Genomic DNA, 24867 nt, shown 5'->3' on the forward strand with positions numbered 1-24867 from the left:
CGTTCCCGCCCCTTCCGCTGCTCGCTCGTCGGCCTCCTCGTGAGCCGCCCGTTCCGTGCCGCCGGAGCGGCGGTTCAGGCGGTGCGGGAGAAGCGGTGGGCGGCCCAGGCCAGGCCGCCGGCCGTGAGCGCGGCCATCAGGCCGCATTCGAGCGCCACCGGCGGATGCCACGACCCCAGGCTCAGCGGCTGGAACAGCCCGGACGGGGCGTCCGGCAGGTAGGCCGTGATGGTGCGGCGCATCACGTCCACCGCGTAGGTGAGCGGGTTGGCCAGCGCGAGCGCCGCCATCCACGGCGGCATCGCGCCGATCGGGAAGAACGTGCCGGACAGGAACACCAGCGGCGCCATGATCACGGTCAGCACCGTGCCGAAGGTCTGCGGGCGGCGGATGAGGGTGGACAGCAGCACGCTCAGGACGGTCATGGCCAGCGACACCAGCACCAGCTCGCCCAGCAGCAGCGTGATCAGGACGCCGTCGAGGGGGACGCCGACCAGGCCGGCGGTGCCGAGCAGGATGCCGCCCTGGCAGGCGGCCACCGTCGTGCCGCCCAGGCACTTGCCGACCAGCAGCGAGCCGCGGCTGACCGGGCCCGCGAGCATTTCGCGCAGGAATCCGCCCTGCCGGTCCCACATGATGGAGGTTCCGGTGGCGAGGGCGGGCCCCTGCGCGGCCGTCACCAGCGCCCCCGAGAAGAGGAAGAGCTGGTAGGCGTCGCCGCTGGGGCCGGGCATCAGCCTCGCCAGCCCGACGCCGAGGATGAACAGGAACATCAGCGGCTGGACCAGCGAGATGGCGGCTCCGAGGCGGTCGCGCCTGAAGTGCAGCATCTCGCGCCGCCACACCATCCCCATGGCGCGCAGTTCCGCCCGCGGCCCGCCCCCGGCGGGCTCGGACGCCGCGGGTTCCCGCACCGCGCGGGGCGCCGCGCCCGCCGCGCCGGGCGGTTCCGGCGGGGTCTCGTCGCGGATCCGGTGGCCCGTGTGGTGCAGGAAGACGTCGTCCAGGCTCGGCGAGGTGACCCGCGCCTCGTACACGGGGACGTCGAGTTCGGTGAGCAGCCGCGGCAATACCCGCGCCCCGTCGGGCACCTGGAGGCGCAGCCCCTCCCGGCCCCGGAGCACGTCCAGGCCGAGGCGCTCGCCGATCAGCGCCGCCGCCGCCGCGTCGTCGCCGGTGCGCAGGTCCACCCGGTCGGCGCCGAGCACCGACTTCAGCTCGGCCGGGCTGCCCTGCGCGACGATCCGGCCCGCGTCGATGATCGCGATGCGGTCGCACTGCTCGGCCTCTTCGAGGTGGTGGGTGGTCAGGAAGAGGGTGACCGCCTCGTTCTCGCAGACGTGCCGCAGGTAGCGCCAGACCTGGGCGCGGGCGTTCGGGTCCAGCCCGATGGTCGGCTCGTCCAGGAACAGGATCTGCGGGCGGTGCAGCAGCGCCCGCGCGATCTCCAGGCGGCGGCGCATGCCGCCGGAGAAGGTGTGCACCACCCGGTCGCGGCAGCCGGTCAGCCCGACCAGCGCGAGCGTCTCCGCGATGCGCGCCGGTACCCGCGCCGCCGGGACGTTGTACAGATCGGCGTGGAACCGCAGGTTCTCGGCCGCGGTCAGCTCGCCGTCCAGGGTGGACTCCTGGAAGATCAGCCCGATCCGGCGGCGCGCCGCCGCGGCGTCCGTCCGCGTGTCGTGGCCGGCGATCTCGACCCGGCCGGACGTGGGCGCCGCCAGCGTGCACAGCATCGCGATCGTGGTGGTCTTGCCCGCCCCGTTGGGCCCGAGGAACCCGAAGCTCTCGCCGGGGGCGACCGTCAGGTCGACCCCGGCCACCGCGTCGACGCCGGGGTACCGCTTGCGCAGGCCGGTCGCCTTGATCGCGGGGGTCACCGGAGCGGGCCCGGCGGGCGCGGTGGCGGCGGCGTCCGGCCGCACGCTCACGACCGGCCCGCGATGCCGGCGAACCAGGTGTCGGGGACGTTGAAGCCGAAGCTCCACCGGTGCCGCGGCGTCGGGTTGACGATGCAGTGCCAGAACAGCCGGTCCGGGTCCTGCTCGACCTTGAAGAACCGGGCGAGCCGGGGCCGTTCCAGGAGCGTGACCGGTTCGCGGGTCTCGGGGTGCTGGTACCGGAAGAAGGAGGTGCGCTCGGGGTCGGGGAACTCCTCGTCGACGTCGATCAGGTACATCCGCCAGCCGGGCTGGTCCTCGTTGGTATGCCACAACCGGTAGCTCGACGGCGGGTACCACATGCTGCCGGACATCCGGACCTCGCCGTCGAAGACCTCTTCCAGCGCGGCGACCAGGCGGGTCTTGGCCGCGTAATAGGCCGCGTAGCCCGCGTGGTCGACGTGGTCGTCCAGGTTGACGAGGTGGAAGTCGCGCCTGTCCCGCGGGTCCAGCCCGGCACGCCACCGCCGGTACTCGGCGCTGCCCGGGAGCAGCGAGGTGGAGCGCAGGTCCTCCGCGCGGAAGCGCTCGTCGAAACGCGCGAGGTCGACCGTGGACGGCTTGATCTTCAACGCCGGCAGCTCGTCGATGACGGCGGCGAAACCGGGGATCTGGTCCATGTCGTACTCGTGGTGGTAGAACGCGGTCGGTTCGGCCGCGGGCGGCGCCGGCCGCGCCGCGGGTGCGGCCACGGCCGCGGCGAGGTCCGGGGAGGAGGACGCCGCCGCCAGATCCCGGCCGTCGAAGACGTAGCCGTGCGACCGGCCGAGGCGGACCATCTCCGCGACCGCGGTCATGGCCTTCATCTGCTGCCGGACCTGCGCGTCGCCGAGGGCGACCCGCAGGAAGGCGGCGCAGGACTCAACGGACATGTGTCACATCACTCCTCTGGTCGACGCGGGTGGCGGCGGGGCGTCCAGGAGCAGCGCCGAGGGGACCCGCTCAGGATGGGCCAGCCGCAGGAAGTGCATTCCGAAACCGGACAGGCCGAGCATCAGCCCGGGGAAGAAGCCGCTGGCGGACGCCGGCGGGGCGTCCTCGAGGTTGCGCCACTGCGCCTGCACCTGGACGTTGGCCTCCAGGCGGAACGCCGGCTCGTCCGCCAGCAGCGCGAACCGCAGGAAGAGCTCGGCGTTGCCCGACCGGCCGTGGCACAGCGAGTCGTTCATCAGCCGCGGGAAATTGCGCATCGTCGCCGTCAGCGCCCGCCGCGACTCGGTCAGCAGCGCGTCGTCGTCCTTGCCGAGCAGGGCCCAGCTCTGGATGCGGGTCAGCCCGATGCCCGACGCGCCGTTGCACCAGGCGTTGGCGTAGTGGCGTCCCCGCCAGAGCGTCCCGCCGGGGAACTCGCGCAGGTCGTACCAGTCCTGTGCGCTGTCGTCGAAGTGGCGGGACTCGTAGGCGAAGGCTCGCCGCCCCGCCGAGACGTACTCGGGCCGGTCGGTGAGCCGGCCCAGCGCGATCAGCGCCCAGCCGACGCCGCCGGCGCCGTGCGACAGCCCGGTCAGGTTGGCCCCGGCGGCGCCGAGGTCGGCGCCGGGCCAGGAGAGGGAGCCGCCGTCGGCCTCCGCGCGGCGCAGCAGGTGCCCGGCGCACCGGTGCGCCTGCTCCAGGCCGCGCCCGTCCGCCGCGCCGGCCAGCCCGATCAGCACCGGGATGAGCCCGGCCGCGCCGTGGAAGACGTCCAGGTGGTCGTCCCGGTCGATGCGCCCGGTCAGCTCGTCGCAGAGTTCGAGTGCGCGGTCGAGCAGGGCGCGCTCGCCCCACAGGCGGTGCAGGTGCGTGAGGACGTAGATCATGCCGCCGAGCCCGGTGAAGGCGCCGATGCGCCGCCGGTCGACCGTGGCGGTGGCGTGCTCCAGCGCCCGCCGCGCGGCCGCGTGGAACTCCGGACGCGGATCGAGGGCGTCGAGGTAGGCCAGGAACAGGGCGATGCCGCCCGAGCCGTTGTAGAGGTCGCCCTCGATGTCGACCTCGTCCCGCCCCTCGCCGGTGATCACGAAGGACGTCCACGGGGCGGGCGCGTCCGGCGCGCGGAGCATCGCGCACAGCTGCTCCCCGAGGCCGGCCGCCCGCTCGACGCACGTGGCGGCGAAGTCGGCGCTGGTGACGTCGCCGCCGGACAGCCCGGCGGCGATGTACTGGCGCTGCTGGGCGCGGTTCTGCCCGGACAGCCCCCTGATCCGGGAGGCGGCGTGGTCGAGCGGGCTGACCTCCAGTTCCGCCCCGACGGCGGACGCGTGGTCGTGGACGAGCCCGGTGCGGTCCGCCCCGACGGTGAACAGCGGGACGTCCTGGCGCCACAGCGACTCCAGCTCCCAGTCCGGGAGGGCCGCGTCCTGGTCCCACTTGCGCGGGAAGGTGCGCACGGTGTTGATCAGCAGGTCGACCTCCAGCGGCTCCAGCAGGCACCGGGGATGCCGGGCCGCCGCCAGCAGCTGCGAGTAGACCTGCGTGCTCCAGTTGATGAACCGGACGCTGGAACCGGCGAACAGCCCGCGTACGCACGCGATCGCCTCGTCGGGCCGCTGCTGGAACCACCGGTAGACCCGGTCGAAGCCGGACCCGATGGCGTCGGCGAAGTCCTCCGCGTGCGTCAGCTCGTCGCCGATGAACACCCGGTTGGCGGCCCCCGGGTCGACGCGCACTCCGTCGCGGTGCGTGACCGACGACGCGAAGGACTGCCGCCGGTCGACCTCGGGCACCGGCATCGGCATCTCGTATCCGCCGCCGCCGGTGTACCCGCTGATCCGCATCTCGCCCTCGGGCGCCGCGCCGCCCCTCGGCCACTCGATCAGGCCGGTCTTGAAGACCGAGTCCATCAGGGTGCCCGACGGGCGCGGGTGCCCCTTGGGCAGCGCCCCGAGCACCGTCTCGCAGTCGCAGATGAAGGCGTGGCCGTCCGCGATGAGGACGTTCTCGAAGTGCAGGTCGCCGCCCCCCAGCACGTAGAAGATCGCCAGGTAGCCGCCGAGCTCGGCGTAGACGTGCTCCGCCTGCTCCCGGGTGGCGACCCGGTTGCGCCCCTGCGGGATCAGCGCCTCGAAGCCGTAGCCGTCCCTCGGGAGGACGGGCCGCTCGGCGTAGCCGAGGACCCCGTCGGTGCGCAGCCGCGCCAGCAGCCCCTGCAACCCGGCCTCGCCCTCGAGGCCGCGGGGCTTGTAGACCACGCACTCGTGGGCGCCGTCCGCGAGTTCGACCTCGACGATCGCGACGCTGCGGTTCCCGGCGTGGTGGTCGGAGCGGCCGAGCCGCGCGGTGCGCACGGCGGTGACCGGCTGCCCGAAGAACGCGCGGGACAGCTCGGCGGCGTCGTCCCGGAAGCGGGCGATCAGCTGGGCGCCGTGCTCGGCGAGCAGCCCGGTGGCCTGGGCGAGCCAGCGGCCCAGGAGGGGGAACTCCAGGTAGAAGCGGTGGTAGGCGCCGGCGTCGGCGAACGTCTTGTCGAGGTAGGCGCGGTAGTCCTCGCGGGTCGCGCTCGCCGGGTCGATGCCGTGCACCTGGCAGTGCACCTTCGCGTCGGCCTCCACCGCCCAGGCCAGCGCCAGCTCGAACCGGTCGAGCAGGTAGGTCTGGAAGTCGGCCGCCAGCCGGGGCGCCACGCGGACCGCGGACGCGGGGGCGCCGTCGATCGCCCGGGTCAGCCGGCGGCCGAGCTCGACCAGGAAGGGCTCGCAGGCGGTGGCGAGCCGGCCGTAGTAGACGTCGTCCGCGCGCCAGTCCGCCCCCGCGGACGCGTCGCCGGCGGGATCGAACCCGTCCAGCGCGGCGCGGTAGGCGGGCAGCCAGCCGGCGTGGACGTCCGCCAGCATCCGGCCCAGCGGGCCGGTGGGATCGGTGAGGCCGAGCTCGTGCCCGCGGTAGGCGCGCAGGACCTCGCGCAGCGACTGCTCGGTGTGCGGCGGCCGCCCCCGCCGCGGGCTCGTCTCCGCGCCGAACTTGGCGGCCAGCTTGGCGGCCAGCCGGTCGATCTTCCAGACGTCGAAGGGCGCCGGCGGTTCCGGGGCGTCGGGCGGGCCCAGGGCGGACACGATCCGGATCCGCTCGGACAGGTTGGCGGCGCGGGCCGCGAGGTCCAGTGGGTAGGTCGGCTTCACGCGGGCGCACTCCTCGGCTGTGTGGAAAGGGCGGGTGATGGGCCGATGGCTTCGGCCCATCCGAGCTTCCGCTCACCCCCGGCGCGAGGACCGGGGCCGTTCGGTGGAGCCGTGCCCTACTTGGTGCTTCCGTCGCACGCGAAGGTGAACGGGCCCGAGCTGCAGGTCGACGCGCAGGCGTAGGCGTCGAAGGCGGCGACGCCCTCGGTCCAGTAGCCCAGCGACGCGGTGTCCTGCTGCTCGACCGCCGCCGGGACGGCGGTGGCGGGCACGCCGAAGTAGTCCGCTGCGGTGAGCAGTTCGGCGCGGAAGTCCGCGTCGGCGGCGGCGTGCCGGAGAATGGTGCTCGATGACATTTTTCCTCCTGGTCTGGTGCCTTTTACTCGACCATCCGGGGGGCCAGTTTCATGCCGAGCCTCCGCTCGGCGTTCTGTAGCTCCTGGACGGCTACATCCATTTTCTCCTTGGTGTTCTGCCAGTCGATCAGCTCCCTTTCCTCGGCGGATATGCCGACCCGGGTCCAGAAGAACTCGAGCCAGGTCTTGGTGGCCTGCGGGTGCAGGTCGCGGATCGGCGCGATGTCGGCCGGGAATTCCTCATTGCGGATCTCGAGCGCGAGTTTCAGCATTTCGCGCATCTTGCCGTCCGGCGGCAGCACCGAGCACAGGAGCATCAGGCTCTGGATCTGGCGGACGGTCTCGATGCCCTTGTGCTTCGTCAGGTCGCTGGGTGGTTTGGGGCCAGATCTCATCGGCTCGCCCTCCTGGTGGTCGTGCTCGGCCGCTCGTCCCCGGTCGGCGGAATCGACAGACCGGCCGACTGCGCGACGGCCCGCAGGGCGGGCGCCTGAGGACGCTACGTGAGCATCTCTTTACTCAGAGTGACGATAGTAGGGAGGGGTGAGCGGGACAATGGCCCGAAAGTGAAGCGGACCTGTCCGTCGATGAGATGGCCGCGTGCCCCGGAGGTGAGACCGTGGGCCCGGTGGTGTGCCGCGGACGTCCTGCCGGGTTAGCCGGCCTCGCCCTGCCGGGGTTAGCCGGCCTCGCCCTGCCCCAGCTCCTCGCGCCGCTTCTTCGCGCCGCGGCGCTTGCGGCGCTTCACCCCGACGCCGCCCCAGAACGCGAGCCCCTTCACCACGACCGTGGGCGAGCCGGGCACGCCGGGACCGCTCGCCCGCTGGTCGAAGCCGCCCATGATGCCGAGGCCCTTGACGTGCACGGTGATGTCGTCCGGCACGATGATCTCGAACCCGCCCATGATCGCCAGGGCCCGGATCGTCACGGTGCCCTCGTCGAACCGGGCCTCGCGCAGGTCGATCTTCCCGCCGCCCCAGAACGCGAACGCGCTGAACTTGCGGGGCACGTTCCAGACGCCGGTCCGGTTGAACCCGCTCATGATCCCGATGCCGATCCGCCAGGACGGCGCGCCCCGGACCGGCCGCCAGTCCGCCCCGGTGAGCGGCGCCGCCGGCGCGGACGTGCCCGGCGCCGGCAGGTCGCGGGTGAGCGGCGCGAGCTCCCCGTAGGTCTTCGCCGCGTAGACCGCGTCCAGCCGTTCGTCCAGCTCGGCGAGGGTGAGCCGTCCGTCGCCCGCCGCGTCGCGCAGCACCTGTGCGGCCTGCTCCCGGTCGGCGTCACCGGCTCGCATGTCCGGGGCCGAGGGCCCGCCGGACGGCTCGGGGAGGTTCGTCATGGGCGAAGCCTAATCCGCCGCCGCCCGCCCGGCGACCGGCCGGAGCGGAAGATCAGGCCGGTTCGAGCCGGACGACCACGGACTTGGACGTCGGGGTGTTGCTGACCTCGGCGGTGCTGTCGAGGGGGACGAGGACGTTGGTCTCCGGGAAGTAGGCCGCCGCGCAGCCGGGCGCGGTCGGGTAGGAGACGGCGCGGAAGCCGGGGGCGCGCCGCTCGGCGTCGCCCGGCCACTCGGAGACGAGGTCGACCGCCGCGCCGTCGGCGATCCCGAGCGCGGCCAGGTCGGCCGGGTTGACGAACACGACCCGGCGTCCCGCCTTGACGCCCCGGTAGCGGTCGTCGAGCCCGTAGATGGTGGTGTTGTACTGGTCGTGGCTGCGGACGGTCTGCAGCAGCAGCCGGCCCTCCGGGACCCGCAGCACCTCCAGCTCGTTCACCGTCAGGTTGGCCTTGCCGGTCGCGGTCGGGAACCTGCGCTCGTCGCGGGGCGCGTGCGGGAGCGTGAAGCCGCCCGGTTCGCGGAGCCGCGCGTTGTAGCCGTCGAAGCCGGGCACGACCCGGGACACGTGGTCGCGGATCACGTCGTAGTCGCGCTCCATCGCCTCCCAGCCGATGCCCGAGCCGGGCAGCGCCGCCCGCGCGAGGCGGCACACGATGGAGACCTCCGACAGCAGGTGCCCGGACGCCGGGGCCAGCCGCCCCCGGGACGCGTGGACCATGCCCATCGAGTCCTCGACGGACACGAACTGCGGCCCGGACGCCTGCACGTCGCGCTCGGTGCGGCCGAGCGTGGGGAGGATCAGCGCCAGCTCGCCCGTCACCGCGTGCGACCGGTTGAGCTTGGTGGACACCTGCGCGGTCAGCCGGCACCCGCGCAGCGCCGCCTCGGTGACGGCCGAGTCGGGGGTGGCGCGGACGAAGTTGCCGCCCATGCCGAGGAACACCCGGGCCCTGCCGTCCCGCATGGCGCGGATCGCGTCCACGGTGTCGAGGCCGTGCTCGCGCGGCGGCTCGAAGCCGAACTCGGCGGCGAGGGCGTCCAGGAACGCGGGCTTGGGCCTCTCCCAGATGCCCATGGTCCGGTCGCCCTGCACGTTGGAGTGGCCGCGCACCGGGCAGACGCCCGCGCCCGGACGGCCGATGTTGCCGCGCAGCAGCAGGAAGTTGACGATCTCGCGGATCGTCGGCACCGAGTTGCGGTGCTGGGTGAGGCCCATCGCCCAGCAGACGATGATCTTCTTCGCGGCGAGCACGTCGCCGAGCGTCGCGGCGATCTCGCCGCGGGTGAGGCCGGTCGCCTCCAGTACGTCGGCCCAGTCGAGGCCGCGGACGTGCTCCTCGAACGCCGCGAACCCGTGCGCGTGCGCGGCGAGGAAGCCGCGGTCGAGGGCGTCGGGCTCGTCCGATTCCAGCAGCATCCGGTTGAGGGCCTGGAACAGCGCGAGGTCGCCGTTCAGCCGGATCTGCAGGAACCGGTCGGCGAGCACCGTGCCCTGCCCGGTCACCCCGGACGGCCGCTGCGGGTTCTTGAACCGCATCAGCCCCGCCTCGGGCAGCGGGTTCACCGCGACGATCCGGGCGCCCTCCTTCTTGGCCCGCTCCAGCGCCGACAGCATCCGCGGGTGGTTGGTCCCCGGGTTCTGGCCGACGACGAAGATGAGGTCGGCCTGGTAGAGGTCTTCGAGGAGGACCGAGCCCTTGCCGACGCCGATCGTCTCGCTCAGCGCGGACCCCGACGACTCGTGGCACATGTTGCTGCAGTCCGGCATGTTGTTGGTGCCGAACGCGCGGGCGAACAGCTGGTAGGCGAACGCGGCCTCGTTGCCGGTGCGCCCCGAGGTGTAGAAGACGGCCTCGTCCGGGGAGCCGAGGGCGGTCAGCTCGGACGCCAGCAGCCCGAACGCCTCGTCCCATCCGATGGGCTCGTAGTGCTCGGATCCGGCGCGCCGCACCATCGGCTCGGTGAGCCGGCCCTGCTGCCCGAGCCAGTGGTCGGACCGCTCGCCCAGCTCGGCGACGGTGTGCCGGGCGAAGAACTCCCGCGTGACGCGCCGCCGCGTCGCCTCCTCCGCGACGGCCTTCGCGCCGTTCTCGCAGAATTCGGCGACGTGCCGGCGGTCGCCCTCCGGCCAGGCGCAGCCCGGGCAGTCGAAGCCCCGCCGCTGGTTGACGCGCAGCAGCGTCAGCGCCGTCCGCCCGGCGCCCATCTGCGCGTACGCGCCGCGCAGCGCGGCCGTGACCCCCGGCACGCCCGCCGCCCACGTCTTCGGCTTCGTGACCTCCAGACCCGAGTCGTCGAAGTCGTCGGCGGGCGCCTTGCGCGTCATGGGGCACTCCTCGTTCGCGGTCCGGCCGAGTCGGCGGCCGCCTCCACTTTCGCACGCCGGGCGCCGCTACTGGGGCGGGCCTTCCCCCAGGCGGAGCGTGGTCGCCAGGCGGGCGCCCTGGCGGGTCGTCCATTCGATGCGGACGGCGTCGCCCGGATGGTGGGCGAGCATCATGGAGGTCAGGGCGGTCGGGGAGTCCACGACCCCGTCGGCGAAGGCGACGATGGCGGCGCCCACCGGGATCCCGGCGGCCTCGGCGGGCGTGCCGGGCACGACCTCGGCGACGAGCGCGCCGGGGGAGCGGCCGTTGGAGCGCACCTTGACGCCGAGCATGGCCGTCCGGCCGATGTGCACGGTCGAGGACGCCTCGCCGCGCTGGATCCGGCGGGCGGTCTCCAGCGCCCGGTCGGACGGGATGGCGTAGCCGCGGTGGTCCTTCTTCGGCTCGGCCCCCTTCGTGGTGAGCCCGGCGGACGCCGCGGTGTTGATGCCGATGACCTTCCCGCGGGTGTCGAGGAGGGGGCCGCCGGAGTCGCCCGGCTTGATCGGCGCGTTGGTCTCGATGAGCCCGGTGAGCCGCTCGGACGTGCCGCTGCTGTCGTCGCGGGCGGTCACCGCCTGCTCCAGCGCGGTGATCTTGCCGGTGACGACGGCGGGCGAGCCGCCCTTGCCGCCCGCGTTGCCGACCGCGGTCACCACGTCGCCGACGTCCACCCTGGACGCGGAGGCGAACGCGGCGGTCTTCAGACCGGTCGCGCCGGTCAGCCGGATCACCGCGATGTCGCCCGCGTGGTCGTAGCCGACGACCTCCGCGGGGTAGGTGCGGCGGTTGTCGGTGTCCGTCCCCTTGATCGCGGTGGCGCCCTTGATCACGTGGTTGTTGGTCAGCACCAGGCCGGCCGCGGTGAGCACGATGCCCGTCCCGGCGGCGCGGGTGCCGCTCAGCTCCTGCTCGGTCTCGATGTTGACCACGCCCGGCTTGCGCCCGCTGGGCTTGGCCTGCTTGGTCGCGGTGGTCTCCACGACCGGCGGGACGTCCCCCGTCCCCCCGTTCTCGACGACCCGGCAGCCCGGGACGAGGAGGGCCGGCAGCACGGCCAGCAGTATCGGAACAGCGGCACGCAGGCCGCGACGTACGGGGTACTCGCTCACCTCGGTGCCTCCTCCCGCAGATTCTCTCCATGATTCCCGATTCATGGGAAATAGTCCGCTATGTAAAGGAGGTGCCGCCGCGCGGCCGGTCAGCGGGTGAAGTAGCGCCGGGGGTTGCCGACCAGCATCTGGTCGATCTGCGCGTCGCCGACGCCCGCGGCGCGCAGCGCGGGCAGGACGTCGTCGCTGATGTGCCGGTAGTTCCAGTTCGGCTGCATCGCCGGGACGGTCGCCGGGTCCGGCCCGAACCAGTCGATGAAGCAGCTCGCGTCGTGGCTGAGGACGATCCGGTCGGCGTACCCGCGCTCGCACAGCGCCGCGACGGTGGCGACCCGGCTCTCGGTCGGGTTGATGACGTCGAGGCCGAACCGGTCCATGCCGAGGATCGCGCCGGTGTCGGCCAGCTCCATCAGGTAGTCGAGGTCGTTGCTGTCGCCCGCGTGCCCGATGACGACCTTGGTGAGGTCCACGCCCTCCTCGCCGAGGATGCCCGCGACCGTCCGGCCCGCGCGGGTCGAGCTCTCGGTGTGGACGGTGACCGGCGCGCCCGTCTCCCGGTGCGTCCCGGCGACGGCCCGCAGGATGCGCTCGACGCCCCTGGTGAGGCCGGGCGCGTCCATGGCGCACTTGAGGAAGGCGGCCTTGACGCCGGTCCCGGCGATGCCCTCGGTCAGGTCGCGGGTGAAGTCGGCGATCATCGGGTCGGGGCCGTCGTCCAGCATGGTGCCGGGGCCCCGGAAGTGGAACTGGAACGGGAGGTCGTTGTAGGTGTAGATGCCGGTGGCGACGATGATGTTGAGCTCGGGGACCTGCTCGGCGATCCGCTGGATGCGCGGGATGTAGCGGCCGAGCCCCCACACGGTCGGGTCGGCGATCGTGGTGATGCCGCGTCCCGCCAGTTCGCGCAGCTTCGCGACGGCGTCGGCGACCTTCTCCTCCTCGTCCCACCAGTCGCCCGCGCCGTAGTTCTCGATGTTCTCGGCGCCGAGGACGAAGACGTGCTCGTGCATGTACGTGCGTCCCAGGCCGGTGACGTCGATTGGGCCGCGGACGGTCTCTACTGCGGGCATCGGCTCTCCTCGGGAAAACGCGCCACCGGTGCATACCGACCGGTCGGTTTCTGGCAAGCTAAGACGCGGGACGCATCCGCGTCAATGCCCGCGCGAAGGAGGTGCCCAGGTGGCGGACACGGTACCGGCGCCGGAATCGACGGCGCCCGTACGGCAGAGCGCGGTCGAGCGGCGGATCCTGGACGCCGCGCTCCGGCTGTTCGCCGAGCGCGGCTTCGACGGGACGTCCGTGCAGGACATCGTCGCGGCCGCCGAGGTCACCAAGGGCGCGCTCTACCACTACTTCGACTCCAAGGACGATCTCCTCTACGAGATCTACCACTCGCTGATCGCCCGGCAGCTCGCCGACCTCGGCGCCGTGCTGGCCCGCGGCCTGCCGCCGCGCGAGGCCGTCCGCGCCGTGCTGACCGGGCTGATCCGCAGCACGGCGGAGCACATCGACGAGGCGAAGGTGTTCGCCCGCGACAAGGACCGGCTGGACGACGCCCGGATGCGCTCGGTCCGCGCCGACCGCCGCCGCTACCACGCGGCGTTCCGCGGCCTGGTCGAGGAGGGCCAGCGGGACGGCGTGTTCGGCGCCGCCACGCCCGCCGAGACCGTGACGATCGTCGCGCTGGGCATGGTCAACCAGCTGCCGTCCTGGTACCGCCCGGACGGCCCGAAGACGGCCGCCCGGCTCGCCGACGAGGTCGCCGGCTTCATCCTCGCCGCGCTCGACTAGCGCCGGGTCTGCAGGTGCAGGGCGGCGTCGCGGACGTCGGCGAGTTCGGCGTCCCAGTCGTCCGGCGGCGCCGGCGGAGCCAGGACGAACTTCGACAGGCCGGCCTCGACGAGCCGGCCGAGATGCGCCGCCAGGCCGTCCAGGTCGGGCACGACGTCCTTGAGCGGAGCGGGCCCGCTGACCCGCCGCACGCGCGCGAACCGGGCCTCCGCCTCGGCGGACAGCGGCCCGCGCCGGTACGGGACGACCGCGCCGAAGTGCTCCTCCTCGATCTCGCGCCCCGCGCCCGCCGCCGCCTCCTGGACGACCAGCCGGGCGCGCTCGCCCTCGGCCGGAGTGGTGAACGCGGCGAGCCACCCGTCCGCCAGCCGGCCGGTGCGGCGCAGCTCCGGCTCGGACGTCCCGCCCATCCACACGTCGAACCCCCGCTTGGCGGGCTTCGGCAGCACGCGCAGCGCCTCGTAGCGGAACCGGGGCCCGTCGTGGGTGACCTCGTCCTCGGCCCAGAACCGGCGCAGCAGCGGCAGCGCCTCCTCGAAGATCGCCGCCCGCTCCTCCCGCCGCACCCCGAACGCCTGCTGCTCGCCCGCGTGCCGCTGGCCGAGCCCGAACGCGGGCAGCAACCGCCCGCCCGACAGCACGTCGAGCGAGGCCGTCTCCTTGGCGAGGACGGCGGGAGCGCGTCCGGGGAGCGTCATCACGGCCATCCCGAACTTGATCCGGGACGTCAGCGCCGCCGCGTACGTCAGGGCCACCATGGGGTCGAGCGCGGGGCCCGTGACCCGCTCCGACACCCACAGGGAGTCGAACCCCTCGCGTTCGAGCCCGCGCGCGAGCGCGGTCAGGGACTCGGGGCCGAGGGCGGACGCTGCCGGAGCCATGCCGATGCGGACGATCACCCTCCGACCGTACGCGGCGTCAGTTCCGTGACGCAACCTTCGCGGGCCGGGCGGGGCGCCGCGGAGACGGCGCGGGGGGTCAGAACGGGAACCGCTCGGCGGCCGCGAGGACGGCGCCGGTGACGGTCGCGACGGTCAGCGCCGACACCCCGGACAGCACCGCCCACCGTCCGACCTGGTACCCGATGGGGACGCGGCCCGAGCCCCGCCCCCGCACCGGCCAGGGGGCGCGCAGCGGCGCGGTGCCCGGCGGCTCCTGCGCGGCGTCGGTCAGGGGCGCGTCGCCGTCGCCGGGCCCGGCGGGGCCGAGCCCGGTCACCCAGCCGAGCAGCTCGGCGACGTCCGCGGGCTCGGTGGCGAGGCCGGACGCGAAGTACCGCACCTGCGCGGCGACCTGGTCGAGGGTGCGGACGGTGTTGCCGAGGCCGACGCGCCCGAGCCACTCGCGGAGGTCGGCGTCGCCGCCCAGGCAGCGGCCGATCTCCGTGCGGGCCAGCAGGTCGGTCTTGGTGACGACGACGGCGACCCGCTTCTGCCGGCCCTGGTCGGGACGCGACCGCAGGTCGTTCAGGACCCGCTGCAGGGTGTCGGCGGGGTCCTCCTCCGACGACACGGCGGCGTGGTCGACGAGCTCCCGCTCGTCCCCGGTGAGGGCGCGGCGCAGGTGGGGGAGGGCGAACGGGTCGACGATGAACAGCAGCGCCTCGCTGTGGTCGAGGTAGCGCAGGGACTCGACCTCCGTCGCGCCCGTGTAGTGCTCCCCGGCGGGATCGAACAGGTAGAGGATGCGCCGGGCCCGCCCCGGGAGCTCCACGTCCACCATGGTCGCCAGGGGGAGCTCCGGGCCGGTCTTGGCGAGGCGCCCGCCGCGCTGGAACTCGCGGATCGCGCCCGCGTACGCCTGCGCGTGCCGCTGCTCGACGAACGAGAGCCGCCCGTGGACGGCGCGGGCCCGCGCGTGCAGCGCGCGTATGCCGAGGACCATGAACGTGGTCTTGCCGGCGGCCGGGCCGCCGACGAACGGCAGCGGCTCCACCCGGACGCGCCCGATCCGCTCCGGCAGCCGCCCGCCGCAGTGCGGGCAGTACGCGGCGAGCCGGAACCGCCCGAGCGGGACGGTCGTGGGCAGCCGCGCCCCGCAGCGGCACACGTTCCGGAACGCGCCGCCCGCGCCGGGCGCGAGGCGCCGGTGCCGCGCCCCGCATCCCGGGCACTCGTACTCCGGCAGGCCGATCCGCTCGTAGCAGAAGGGGTGCGGGCACGTCTGGAGGATGCGCCCGTACATCATGAAGCCGCGCTCCACCGCCGCCAGGACCAGCACGCACGCCAGCCACACCGCGAGGCCGACCGCCGCGACCAGCCCGTACAGGACGGTCAGCGCCAGCACGAACACCGAGGCGGGGACGGCGGCGGCCGCGATGCCCGCGCACAGCGCCAGCCAGACCGGGAAGACGAAGAACCCCCACGGGCCGCCGAGGAGCGTGCGGGTCAGGCTCACGACGATGCCGCGCGCCGTCCGGTACACCTGCGGGGCGACCGTCCGGCTGATCGTCCACCAGTCGCGCCACACCTGGCCGAGCAGGTAGTGCCGGTACGCGACGTCCGGCGCGGCGACCGGCGACGGGCCCGCCAGGCTGGACGGCGCGAGCGTCCGGCACGCGTGCAGGTAGTACACGCCGAGCGCGGCGGCCCCGGCGACGACGAGCGTCGCGGCGAACAGCACCGGGAACACGTACATGAACCCGAGCCACATGGCGCCCAGCCACACCGCGATCAGCAGCAGCACGAGGACGGGGTGCACGCGCTCACCCCCCGTCTTCCGCGAGGAGGCCGCGGAGCGCGGCGCGCAGTTCGGGGCTGCGCGCCAGGTGCGCGTCGAGCTGCTTGGCGGCGAGCCAGCGTCCCGCCGCCGCCCGCGCCCACGCCTCCAGGGACGGCTCGGCGACGCCGCGTTCGCGCAGCCGCAGCACGACCTCGACCAGGTCGTTGCGCTGCTCGATCTCGCGGCCGAGCAGCGGGGCGCGGCCGCCGCGGGCGCGGCCGGCCAGCCCGGCCGTCCACCGCCCGGCGATCCGGGCGCGGACGGGCGGCGGCACCGCCGCGAGCAGCTCCGCCCGGAACCGCGGCGGCCGGTGCGCGAGCCGCCGCGCCGCGCCGACGAACGCCTCGTCGGCGAGCTGCGGGGTCGCGCCGGGCGCGTCCGCGATCTCCTCCAGGGCGCGTGCCGCGCGCGCCGGGTCCGCGGTGATCGCCGCCGCGTACGCCTGGACGGCGGCGGCGTCGCGCCCGGCGGGCCCGTCCGGCATGAGCGCCCGGACCCGTTCGGCGAGCCGCAGCGTCGCCGCGTCGGCGAGGTGCTCGCCGCCGGGGAAGGCCAGCCGCGTGAACGTGCGGGACGGCAGCCCCGCCAGCGCCGGATGCGCGCCGTGCGCGTCCAGGAGGTCGGCGCACTCGCCGGCGGACGGCGGCGCCTCCCACACCTCGCGGACGGCCGCGCCGACGTCGGCGCCGTCCAGCCGGAGCAGCTCGCCGGTGACCGCGATCCGGCGGCCCCGGCGCCCCCGGGCGACGGACGTCAGCACCGGGACGGCGACGTCCGGCACGGCCCGCAGCCGGTCGGCGTGCCGGTAGAGCAGCTCGCAGTGGTCCGGCGTGAGCCGCGCCGCCCGCCCCCCGGCGAGCCCCGCGACCACCCCGTCGAGCACCGCGTCCCGCAGCCCGGCCGGGGCCCGCGCGTGGACGGCCAGCGCCAGGTCGAGGCCCATGGACGGGACGCCGGGCACGAGGTCGCGCCACACCCACTCGGGGATCCCGGGCCCGCGCCGCTCCAGCAGCTCCGCCGCCGCGCGCTCCTCCCCGGCCGTGACGGCCGGGTCGCGCCGGCACAGCGCCAGCAGCGCGGCGGCCCCCTCCCGCGCGGGGTCGTCCAGCGGCGCCAGCTCGCCGAGCGCGTCGAGGCCGCCGAGGTCGGCGGCGCGCCAGCAGTCCGCGACGGTCCGCGCGAAGCGGCTCGCCGGCCCGTCCGCGCCGCCCTCGCGCAGGTCGAACGCGGACGCGTGCGAGGCGTGGTGCCGCACCCCCGCCCAGATCGCGGGCGTCGTGCCGACCAGGCGCTGCGCGGCGCCGTCCGGGTCGGCGGTGTAGGTGACGAACGACAGCCGCGCCGCCGCCGCGACCGGCAGCGAGTACGACACGACCGCGATCCAGCGCGCGATCAGCTCGACGTCGTCGGCGACCAGCACGACGCGGCCGTGGCCGCGGCCGAGGACGGCCGCGACCGCGTCCACGAGCCGGGCGAGCAGCGCGTACGGGTCGTCCGGGCCGGACACGGCGAGCCACGCGGCGAGGGCCTCGGGATCGAGCGCGGCGCCCGGGTCCAGCTCGTCCAGCGGGTCGAGGACGGCCTCCGGCGCGGGCCGCTGCGCCCAGTGCGCGGCATGCCACAGCTCGGCGGGCCGCAGCCCCTCCAGCTCCTCGGGCTCCGCCACCACGGCGTGCGCGAAGAAGTTGCCGAACCGCCCCGAGTAGTCGCGGCCGAGGTACCGGGAGCGGAGCAGCAGCGGCCGCCCGTCCACCCGGTCGTACAGCAGCGACACCGGGAACAGCCGCAGCTCGGCGTCGTCGGGGGACAGCGGCGCGTCCGGCGGCGGGCGGTACGACAGGTACGGCGTCACGCCCGCCCGCACCCCGTCCGGCAGGCCGGGCGTCTCCGCGACGAACTGGAACCCGGCCCGGCCGGTCGGCCCGCGCCGCGCCGACGTGTAGTGCAGCTGCCAGGCCACTAGGCGTCCCCGGGCCGCACGCCGTCGAGCATCCCGAACCGGTACAGCAGCCAGAGCAGCGGGTCCTCGGCCCGGTACGGCCGGACGCCGCCCGCGCCGACCCGCCCCTCCGCGGGCACGCCGCCGAGCGCCGACAGCCCGAACAGCGCGTGCCCGGCGTACTGCTGGCCGAGGTAGGTGTCGAGCTGCCCCGCCTGCCAGTCGTGCAGCAGCGCCCGGATCTGCTCGTCCACCGCGTCCCTGTCGTCGAGGTCCAGCACGCCCCGCCCAGACCGCGACCGGTGCAGCGCCGACTGCTCCAGCAGCCCCGGCCGCAGCACGTCGATCTTGGTGAGGGCGACCGCGACCGGTACCGGCAGCGGCTCGCCCGGCCGGGTCCCGTGCCGCTGCCGCAGCGACTCGGTCACCCGGGCGATGATGTTCAGCGGCTCGCTGCCGGGGTCGTCCCCGGCCGCGCGCGGCCCCGGCACGGCGTCCCGCACGCCCGCCCGCGCGCCGGGCAGCTCCAGCGGATCGACCAGGAAGATGATCGCGTCGGCGGCCTCCAGGTACCGCAGGTGCAGGTCGGTGGCCTCCCTGCTGCGCAGGTCCTCGCCCGCCGTGTCGAACAGCACCAGCGCCAGCGAGTCGTTGCGGGGGCGCGCGAACCGGCCCCGCCGCGTCCGGGTCAGCAGGTACACCAGCGGCTCGCGCGGGCCGGTCGCGGCGCTCGCCGTCGTCGGCAGCAGCCGCCGCTCCTCCAGCAGCGGCCGCGCGAAGTCGCGCTTGTAGCGCTCGATCGTCCGGTCGTCGCACGCCACGAGCGACGCGTCCAGCTCCGTCCCGACCCGGTTCATCAGCTCGTGCAGCAGGACGGCGATGTAGGTGCTCTTCCCGGCGTTCTTCGCCCCGACGAGCGCGACGATCCGGCCCGGCGAGTCGCAGTACGCGGACGGCAGCGGGTTGTGGCACTCCGGGCAGGCCCGGTTCCCCGTCGGCAGCCCGCACTCGGGGCAGTCGGCCCGCCCCTTGCGCCCGGACGCGGCGAACACCGGCGGCAGCGACGCGCCCGCCGTCGACCCCGTGTAGTCGGCCAGCCGCTCGTCGAGGACCGGCGCGCACCCCCGCCGCCGCCCCACCTGCCCGCGGCACCGGAACAGCACCCGCTGCGGCGCCACCGACGCGAAGCAGTAGGGGCAGGTGACGCCCTGCCTGGACGGCGCCCCGGGGAACCCCACCCGGGCCAGTGGCCGCGTCATCGCGCGACCTGGAGCCGGCGGACGGGAGGGTCGCTCAGCTCGACGCCGTCGTCGTCGGCGAAGCAGCGGAGCCAGTACGGCCCGGACGCGTCCGGCGCCGCCAGGGACAGCTCGCCCGGCACGGGCACCTGCTCCCACGCGCCCAGCGTGTCGCCGTCGCCGGGACGGTGCGGCATGACCCGCCCGGTGCGCAGCACCAGCGACAGCCGCGCCACCCGCAGCGGCCGCGACGAGGTGAGCCGGATCGTCAGCGACCGCCGCCACGGCGGCCCCGACCGCAGCACGTCGTACCGGACGATGGTGCGCGCCGCGACCTCGGCGGTCACCGGCGGCCCCGCCACCCGCGCGCCGCCCACCGTCCCGGCCGCCGCGACCGACAGCTCGACGGGCGCGTCCTCGGGGACGGGCAGCCGGACTCCGCCCTGGGTGTCGTAGGAGGCGCGGGTCACGGTCTCGGCCCGCGGCTCCCCGCCGACCAGGTAGTCGAGGTCGACCTCGGTGACGTCCGCCGGCCAGTCGAACCCGACGTGCAGGTACGCGCCGCGCCGCTCGGCGACCAGCCCGCGCGGCGGCGGCAGGTTCACGTGCCGGTGGTAGGCGCCGATCGCGGCGGCGCCCTCCGCGACCGTCACCGCCAGCAGCCATCCGCTGGACCCGGGCCGCACCTCCAGCCCGCCCGGCGCCGGGGCGCACGCGAGCCGCCGCGTCTCGCGCCGCACCTCCGCCAGCGGCACGACCGCGCTGCGCGGCCACGGCGGCGGCCCGTCCGACAGCACCAGCTCGACCGCGCCGTTGCCGGGCCGGTCGAACCGGACCCGCACGAGCCCCGGATCGGACGCGGCGGTCTCGGCGCCCAGCTCGTAGACCGGCTCGGGCGGCGCGCTGGGCGTGGCGGACGCCCGCACCCCGCCGGTGACCAGCTCCCGCCCGGACTCGTCGAGGTAGACGGCGCGGACCAGGTAGTGGTGGGTCCGCCCGTTGGGCACCCGCTCGCGGAAGCCGTCCCGCTCCGCCGGCACGGCCCGCCCGTCCCGCAGGACGACGACCCGCGCCGCCTCCGCCGGGCACCGCCACCGGCCCGTGACCTGCCCGTCCCCGGCGGTCAGCGCGACGTCCCCGGGCTCCGGCCGCACCACGACGGGCCCCGTCACCGCGGGCGCCGCCACGCCCTCCCCGCGAACGGCGAACACCGCGTAGTACAGCGGCACGTTGACCGGCGGCAGCTCGTCCACCACCCCGGTGATCGGCTCGCCGTCCCGCACGTCCCGCGGCGCCCGCCCGGCGCGCCGCACGACCTGGTAGCCGATCTCGCCCACCGGGGAGGGCGACGCCTCCCACGACAACCGCACCGACACTCCGCCCGCCGCGCCGCCGCCGTCGATCGGCGGACCGTCCGGGGCTCCGGCGCGCCCGTGGCCACCCGCCGGGGCGGGGTCGACGTCCGCGTGGAGGACGGGGACGGGACGCGGCGCGAGGCGGCGCTGGTGCCCGGCGGCGCCGGGAAGGTCCCGGACGAGGCGGAGGGCGTCGGCGAGCAGGCGGAAGGCGCGGTCGGGATCGGGTTCGGCGGCGGCGCCCTCGCGGAGCCGGAGGGCGGTGTCGAGGCGGTGCCGGGCCTCGGCGGCGAGGGACTCCTCCTCGGCCGGCTCCCCGTGCGGCGCGGGGTCGCGGACCTTCGCCGCGTCGGCGAGTTCGGCGGCGGCGTACACGTCGCCCGCGTCGAGGAGGCCGCGGAGGCGGCCCGCGAGGCCGCCGCCCGGGCCCGTCTCGCGGACGACCGCGAACACCAGGCGGCGGGCGTCGCCCTGCTCGACGCCGAGGTCCTCGGCCGCGTACCGGAGCAGCGCCCGCTCGGACGCCCGCTGCCGCAGCCGCTCGCGGAGCCGGTCCACCACGTCGAACAGCAGCAGGGCGTGCGGGTCGGCGTCCGAGCGGAGCGCGGCGAGGATCGTGTCGGCGTGCGTGGTGCTGGTGTCGCGGCTGCGGCGCGCCCACTCGGCGCCGGCCGCCGCCACCGCGCCGCCGTCGAGGCGCAGGTCGCCGCCGGGTGCGGCGAAGCCGTCCAGGACGCGGATCGGGCCGGTCAGCCGCGCGCCGAACACGAAGTCGGCGAGGTGCCGCTTGCCGAGGACGTCCAGCGACTCGCGCACCTTCCGGTACGCGGGGTAGGGCGCGCCCGGCGGCAGCGGGTCCGGTTCGCGGACCTCGATGCCGTCGGCGGCGGCCAGCTCCGCCAGTTCGGCCCGGGTCACCCCGGCGGTGCGGGCGATCGCCTCCACCTCGGCGGGCGCCGCCGTCCGCAGCGCCCCGGCGGCGTCGGCGAGGCGGGCGCGGGCCTGGCCGCGGCGCCGCTCCGCGCGCTCGGCGCCGCCGCGCAGCCGCTGCTCCAGCGGGCGCAGGTCGCCGCGCCCGGCGGCGGTGAACAGCGGGGCCAGCTCGCGGTGCTCGGCCTCCAGCCGGTCGATCAGCTTGCGGTACTTCAGCTGCCCGCGCGCCCGCCGCCAGCACTGCCGGACCTGCTTCACCCGCTCGGTCACGGCCGGCCCGGTGAGCCCGTCGAGCGGAGCCCGTCCGTTGAACGGCGGCGCGTGCGGGCTAGCGGACGGTGCGCCGTCCAGCGCGTACCGGACGCGCAGGTCCTCGGGAGGCTGGTCGCCCGCCGCCCGCGCGGGCTCCAGCACCTCCCGCCGGTAGTCGTCGTCGAACGCCACGGGCGCCTCCCCGAAGTCGGCGGGCCGCTAGCTGACCTGGACCCGGGAGAGGGCCTTGCGGGACCGTTCGACGTCCTCCTCGGACATGCCGCCGACGTCCACCTTCAGCTCCAGCCGCTCCCCGGTCTCCTTCTCCACGGCCGTGACGTTCAGCAGCCCGGACGAGTCGAGCGCGAACGTCACGCCGATCGGCCAGCCCGCCTTCTTGCCCGGCGGGACGCGGATCTCCCCGGTCGCGATCTCGGTGTTGTCGATCAGGTCGGCGGACTCGACGACCCCGGCCTGCTCCATCACCCGGATGTCGGCGGACGTCTGGTCGTCGTAGACGGTGAAGAAGTCCTCGGTCTTGGCGGCGGGCAGCTCGTCGTTGGCGTGCACGAGGTGCGCGACGGTCTCCGCGCCGGTCTCCCGGTCGACCACGACGATCCCGAACGCGTGCGAGGCGACCGTCTTGATCTGGCGCCCGGCGATCTGCTTCTGCTGCTCGGCGGACAGCCCGGCCCGGCTCGCCATCTCCTCGGCGCGCTCGGCGGCGCCCTCCCGGACGAGCCGCCGGTAGGTCTCCTCGAACGCGTACAGGGCCGCGCCCTTCGCGACCGCGAGGTCGGGGTCCTGGAGGCGGGGCGCGAGGCCCAGCTCGGTCGCCAGCCGCGCCGCGACCACCGGCATCTTCGTGGACCCGCCGACGAGGACGAGGTCGTCGTAGTCGTCCACGCCCTTCTCGGCGGCGGTCGACAGCGTCCGGCCGGTGATCTCCACGGTCCGGTCGAGGAGGTCCTTGGTGAGCTCCTCCAGCTTCTCCCGGGTGACCTCGACCGCCGCGACCCGCCCGCCGTGCATCACCCGGACCGTCTGGGCCGTGCGCGTCGTGAGGGCCTTCTTCGCGTCCTCGGCGTCGCGGCGGAGCTGCTGCTCGGTCTGCTTGTCGTCGAGGGGGTCGCCCGCGTCGGGGTGCTCCTCCCGGAACCGCTCGGCCAGGTGCTCCACGAGCCGCGCGTCCCAGTCGGCGCCGCCCAGCTCGTGGTCGCCGTCGGTGCACACGACCTCGATGTGGCCGCCGCGCAGCGCGATGACGGTCGTGTCGAACGTCCCGCCGCCCAGGTCGTACACCAGGATCGTCCGGTCCACCTCGGGGTTGAGGACGCCGTAGGTGATCGCCGCGGCGATCGGCTCGGACACGATGTCGATGACGTTCAGCCCGGCGATCCGCCCCGCCTTGCGGGTCGCGTCGCGCTCGGCCGCGCCGAAGTACGCCGGGACGGTGATGACGACGTCGCGGGCGTCCTCGCCGGTCGTGGTGCGCGCGTCCGTCGCCAGCTTCAGCAGGATGAACGCCGACACCTCCTCGGGCGTGAAGTCGATCCCGTGGACGGGCCGCGTCACGTCCCGGCCCATGTCGCGCTTGACCAGGCTGACGACGTTGTCGGGCTCCAGGACCGCGGTGTCCTTCGCGGTGGCGCCCACGACGACGTTCTCGCCGCTCTCGAAGAAGACGACGGACGGCGTGGTGTCGGTGCCCTCCAGGTTGCGCAGGACCGCGGGCCGCCCTACATCGTCGATGGAGGCAATGCAGGAGTACGTGGTTCCGAGGTCGATCCCGTAGACAGCCATGTCCCTCTCACCTGTCGGTCCCGAGTCCTGAGTTCTGTGCCGGCCCGCCGTCCAGCGTCCCGCCGCGCCCCGCCCCGCCGCGGCGACTTGGGCCGGACTTGACCGCCGGCTCCGATCCGTTCCCGCCGCCGGCGCCCTCGTCGAGCCTCCCGACGCTGACCGCCGCCTTGCGCAGCACCTTGCCGCTCTGCTCGAACCCGTCGGACTCGACGGCGGTGACGGTGCCGGCGCGCAGCGGGTCGGCGACGGGCGTGACCGCGACCGGGCGGTGCCGGGACGCGTCGTAGGGCGCGCCGGGCTCGACGGTGAACCTCTCCACGCCGAGCCGCGCCAGCGCGTCCGCGACGTCGTCGGCGAGCGCCGCCAGCAGCAGCGCGGTCTGCCGGGGGCCGGGCGGTTCGGCGGGGCCGGGCGCGGCGAGCCGGGCGGACTCGCGGCGCGCCTGGTCGTGCAGCCGGTACAGCGCGGTGCGGACGGGCTCCAGCATCCCCTGCAGCTCGCCCCGCCGCAGCCGCTGGTTCTCCTCGTGCAGCCGGTCGATGACGGCCTCGCGGTGCGCCGCCCGCTCGTGCTCGCGGTCGAGCCGCGCCGCGAGGCCCGCGAGGGCGTCCCGGACGTCCTCGCGGAACGCCGCCGCGCCGGCCCCGCCGCCGGTCTCGTCCCCGGCGGGGGCCGGCTCCGGCTCGGCTCCGGACTCCTCGTTGACTGGGGGTTCCCCGTCCCTCGACACGTGCGGTTACCTTAATGCTGGACGGCATGCGTACGACAGGTCCGATGATGACCTTGCCTGGACTCTAGTTTGACCCGTACCCGTCATTCCAGCACCGACTTGCGGCGTCGTTTTCTCCGGACGACACCTGGGGGTAACGCCCCGGAAACCGGCTTCGCCGAAGCTGGGGGTCTCGCACGGTGATCGCCGGCGGACACTGGAGGTGCCGATGTTGCTGCGGATACGCGTACGGCTGCCGGACCGTCCCGGATCGCTCGCGCAGGTGGCCCGCACCCTGGGCGCGGCGGGCGCCGACGTCGTGCAGATGGCGGTGCTGGAGCGCGAGAACGGCCGGGCGATGGACGACTTCACCGTCGCGTGGCCCGCCGGCGCGGGCATCGAGCGGCTGATGGAGGGCCTCGGGTCGGTCCAGGGCGTGGACGTCGTCGGCATCTGGCCGACCGCCGAACCGCAGGGCGCGTTCCCGGACGCGGCCGTGATCGGGCAGGTCGGAGCGGTCCCGGAGCGCGGCATGGAGATCCTCGCCGACGCCGTCCCGGCCCTGCTGAGCGCCGACTGGGCGGGCCTCGCCGAGCCGATGGGCGAGGAGGGCGCGCTCCTCGTGCACGCGAGCGTCGGCGGCGTGTCGGGCGCGGACCTGCCGGGCCTGCTGCCGCTGCGGCCGCGCGCGTTCACCGCGCCGGACGGCACCCAGTACGCGGTCTCCCCGCTCGCCATGGGCGTCGTCGCGCTGGTCGCCGCCCGGACGGGCGCGCCGCCGTTCCACCGCACCGAGGTCTTCCGGCTGGAGCAGCTCGCCGTCGCCGCCGACGCCGTCCTCTACGGCGTCCCGGCCGGTCAGCCCGCGTCCTGACCTGGCCACGCGGCCGGACGGGACCTAGAGTCGCAGTCC

Annotated in this window: 18 protein-coding genes; 2 read left to right on the forward strand and 16 right to left on the reverse strand. The window is 75.1% G+C overall.

The window, feature by feature from the left end:
* Positions 1-74: 74 nt before the first annotated feature.
* The 9 genes from ACA511_RS23680 to ACA511_RS23720 all read right to left on the reverse strand — a co-directional run bounded on the left by ACA511_RS23680 (position 75) and on the right by ACA511_RS23720 (position 12283).
* Positions 75-1931 (reverse strand): ATP-binding cassette domain-containing protein, encoded by a 1857-nt coding sequence (locus ACA511_RS23680; protein WP_375026758.1) that lies wholly within the window; start codon positions 1929-1931, stop codon positions 75-77.
* Complete coding sequence (locus ACA511_RS23685; protein ID WP_375026759.1) at positions 1928-2812, reverse strand: Nif11-like leader peptide family natural product precursor; 885 nt, start codon at positions 2810-2812, stop codon at positions 1928-1930. The genes ACA511_RS23680 and ACA511_RS23685 overlap by 4 nt, the downstream gene beginning before the upstream one ends.
* Positions 2813-2815: 3 nt before the next feature.
* Positions 2816-6037 carry a type 2 lanthipeptide synthetase LanM family protein gene (locus ACA511_RS23690; RefSeq protein WP_375026760.1) on the reverse strand — a complete coding sequence of 1074 codons (3222 nt, stop codon included), beginning with the start codon at positions 6035-6037 and terminating at the stop codon, positions 2816-2818.
* A gap of 116 nt (positions 6038-6153) precedes the next feature.
* On the reverse strand, positions 6154-6393 hold the full coding sequence (locus tag ACA511_RS23695) for a cinnamycin family lantibiotic (RefSeq protein ID WP_375026761.1): 240 nt from the start codon (positions 6391-6393) through the stop codon (positions 6154-6156).
* Positions 6394-6416: 23 nt separating this feature from the next.
* Complete coding sequence (locus ACA511_RS23700) at positions 6417-6788, reverse strand: DurN family substrate-assisted peptide maturase (RefSeq protein ID WP_375026762.1); 372 nt, start codon at positions 6786-6788, stop codon at positions 6417-6419.
* 284 nt (positions 6789-7072) lie between these two features.
* Complete coding sequence (locus ACA511_RS23705) at positions 7073-7732, reverse strand: DUF1707 domain-containing protein (RefSeq protein WP_375026763.1); 660 nt, start codon at positions 7730-7732, stop codon at positions 7073-7075.
* A 52-nt stretch (positions 7733-7784) separates the two neighbouring features.
* Entirely contained in the window at positions 7785-10061 is a 2277-nt protein-coding gene (locus ACA511_RS23710; RefSeq protein ID WP_375026764.1) for an FdhF/YdeP family oxidoreductase, read from the reverse strand.
* Between the two features lie 66 nt (positions 10062-10127).
* Positions 10128-11213, reverse strand: coding sequence for a S1C family serine protease (locus tag ACA511_RS23715; RefSeq protein ID WP_375026765.1), 1086 nt, complete (start codon positions 11211-11213; stop codon positions 10128-10130).
* Positions 11214-11302: 89 nt separating this feature from the next.
* Positions 11303-12283: a phosphotriesterase gene (locus ACA511_RS23720; protein ID WP_375026766.1), complete on the reverse strand. Its 981-nt coding sequence runs from the start codon at positions 12281-12283 to the stop codon at positions 11303-11305.
* Between the two features lie 109 nt (positions 12284-12392).
* Here ACA511_RS23720 and ACA511_RS23725 point away from each other — a divergent pair, with 109 nt between their 5' ends.
* Entirely contained in the window at positions 12393-13004 is a 612-nt protein-coding gene (locus tag ACA511_RS23725) for a TetR/AcrR family transcriptional regulator (RefSeq protein WP_375026767.1), read from the forward strand.
* On the opposite strand, the gene ACA511_RS23730 is transcribed toward ACA511_RS23725, so the two are convergent.
* The 7 genes from ACA511_RS23730 to grpE all read right to left on the reverse strand — a co-directional run bounded on the left by ACA511_RS23730 (position 13001) and on the right by grpE (position 23975).
* A complete protein-coding gene (locus ACA511_RS23730; RefSeq protein ID WP_375026768.1) occupies positions 13001-13903 on the reverse strand; it encodes an LLM class flavin-dependent oxidoreductase in 903 nt (300 codons plus the stop codon). The two genes, ACA511_RS23725 and ACA511_RS23730, sit on opposite strands and share 4 nt — an antisense overlap.
* A gap of 79 nt (positions 13904-13982) precedes the next feature.
* Positions 13983-15704: a hypothetical protein gene (locus tag ACA511_RS23735; RefSeq protein WP_375026769.1), complete on the reverse strand. Its 1722-nt coding sequence runs from the start codon at positions 15702-15704 to the stop codon at positions 13983-13985.
* A 4-nt stretch (positions 15705-15708) separates the two neighbouring features.
* On the reverse strand, positions 15709-17685 hold the full coding sequence (locus ACA511_RS23740) for a hypothetical protein (RefSeq protein ID WP_375026770.1): 1977 nt from the start codon (positions 17683-17685) through the stop codon (positions 15709-15711).
* On the reverse strand, positions 17685-18923 hold the full coding sequence (locus tag ACA511_RS23745; RefSeq protein ID WP_375026771.1) for a hypothetical protein: 1239 nt from the start codon (positions 18921-18923) through the stop codon (positions 17685-17687). Before ACA511_RS23745 ends, ACA511_RS23740 begins: the two co-directional genes overlap by 1 nt.
* Entirely contained in the window at positions 18920-21634 is a 2715-nt protein-coding gene (locus tag ACA511_RS23750) for a hypothetical protein (RefSeq protein WP_375026772.1), read from the reverse strand. Before ACA511_RS23750 ends, ACA511_RS23745 begins: the two co-directional genes overlap by 4 nt.
* Positions 21635-21661: 27 nt before the next feature.
* Entirely contained in the window at positions 21662-23245 is a 1584-nt protein-coding gene (locus ACA511_RS23755; protein WP_375026773.1) for an Hsp70 family protein, read from the reverse strand.
* A 7-nt stretch (positions 23246-23252) separates the two neighbouring features.
* Positions 23253-23975, reverse strand: coding sequence for a nucleotide exchange factor GrpE (gene grpE, locus ACA511_RS23760; RefSeq protein ID WP_375026774.1), 723 nt, complete (start codon positions 23973-23975; stop codon positions 23253-23255).
* Between the two features lie 208 nt (positions 23976-24183).
* Between grpE and ACA511_RS23765 the strand changes: the two genes are divergently transcribed.
* The gene (locus ACA511_RS23765; RefSeq protein WP_375026775.1) at positions 24184-24828 is read left to right on the forward strand and encodes an ACT domain-containing protein; all 645 of its coding nucleotides are present in this window, start codon (positions 24184-24186) and stop codon (positions 24826-24828) included.
* Positions 24829-24867 lie beyond the last annotated feature (39 nt).

It is taken from the genome of Actinomadura sp. GTD37 (genome assembly GCF_041951365.1).
In the GTDB taxonomy this organism is placed as follows: Bacteria; Actinomycetota; Actinomycetes; order Streptosporangiales; family Streptosporangiaceae; genus Spirillospora.

Bases quoted from the DNA above. Each gene is read 5' to 3' on its own strand.
- ACA511_RS23685 (WP_375026759.1), bottom strand. From the start codon at position 2,812: ATGTCCGTTGAGTCCTGCGCCGCCTTCCTGCGGGTCGCCCTCGGCGAC.
- ACA511_RS23695 (WP_375026761.1), bottom strand. From the start codon at position 6,393: ATGTCATCGAGCACCATTCTCCGGCACGCCGCCGCCGACGCGGACTTC.
- ACA511_RS23700 (WP_375026762.1), bottom strand. From the start codon at position 6,788: ATGAGATCTGGCCCCAAACCACCCAGCGACCTGACGAAGCACAAGGGC.
- ACA511_RS23705 (WP_375026763.1), bottom strand. From the start codon at position 7,732: ATGACGAACCTCCCCGAGCCGTCCGGCGGGCCCTCGGCCCCGGACATG.
- ACA511_RS23710 (WP_375026764.1), bottom strand. From the start codon at position 10,061: ATGACGCGCAAGGCGCCCGCCGACGACTTCGACGACTCGGGTCTGGAG.
- ACA511_RS23720 (WP_375026766.1), bottom strand. From the start codon at position 12,283: ATGCCCGCAGTAGAGACCGTCCGCGGCCCAATCGACGTCACCGGCCTG.
- ACA511_RS23745 (WP_375026771.1), bottom strand. From the start codon at position 18,923: ATGACGCGGCCACTGGCCCGGGTGGGGTTCCCCGGGGCGCCGTCCAGG.
- ACA511_RS23755 (WP_375026773.1), bottom strand. From the start codon at position 23,245: ATGGCTGTCTACGGGATCGACCTCGGAACCACGTACTCCTGCATTGCC.
- ACA511_RS23765 (WP_375026775.1), top strand. From the start codon at position 24,184: ATGTTGCTGCGGATACGCGTACGGCTGCCGGACCGTCCCGGATCGCTC.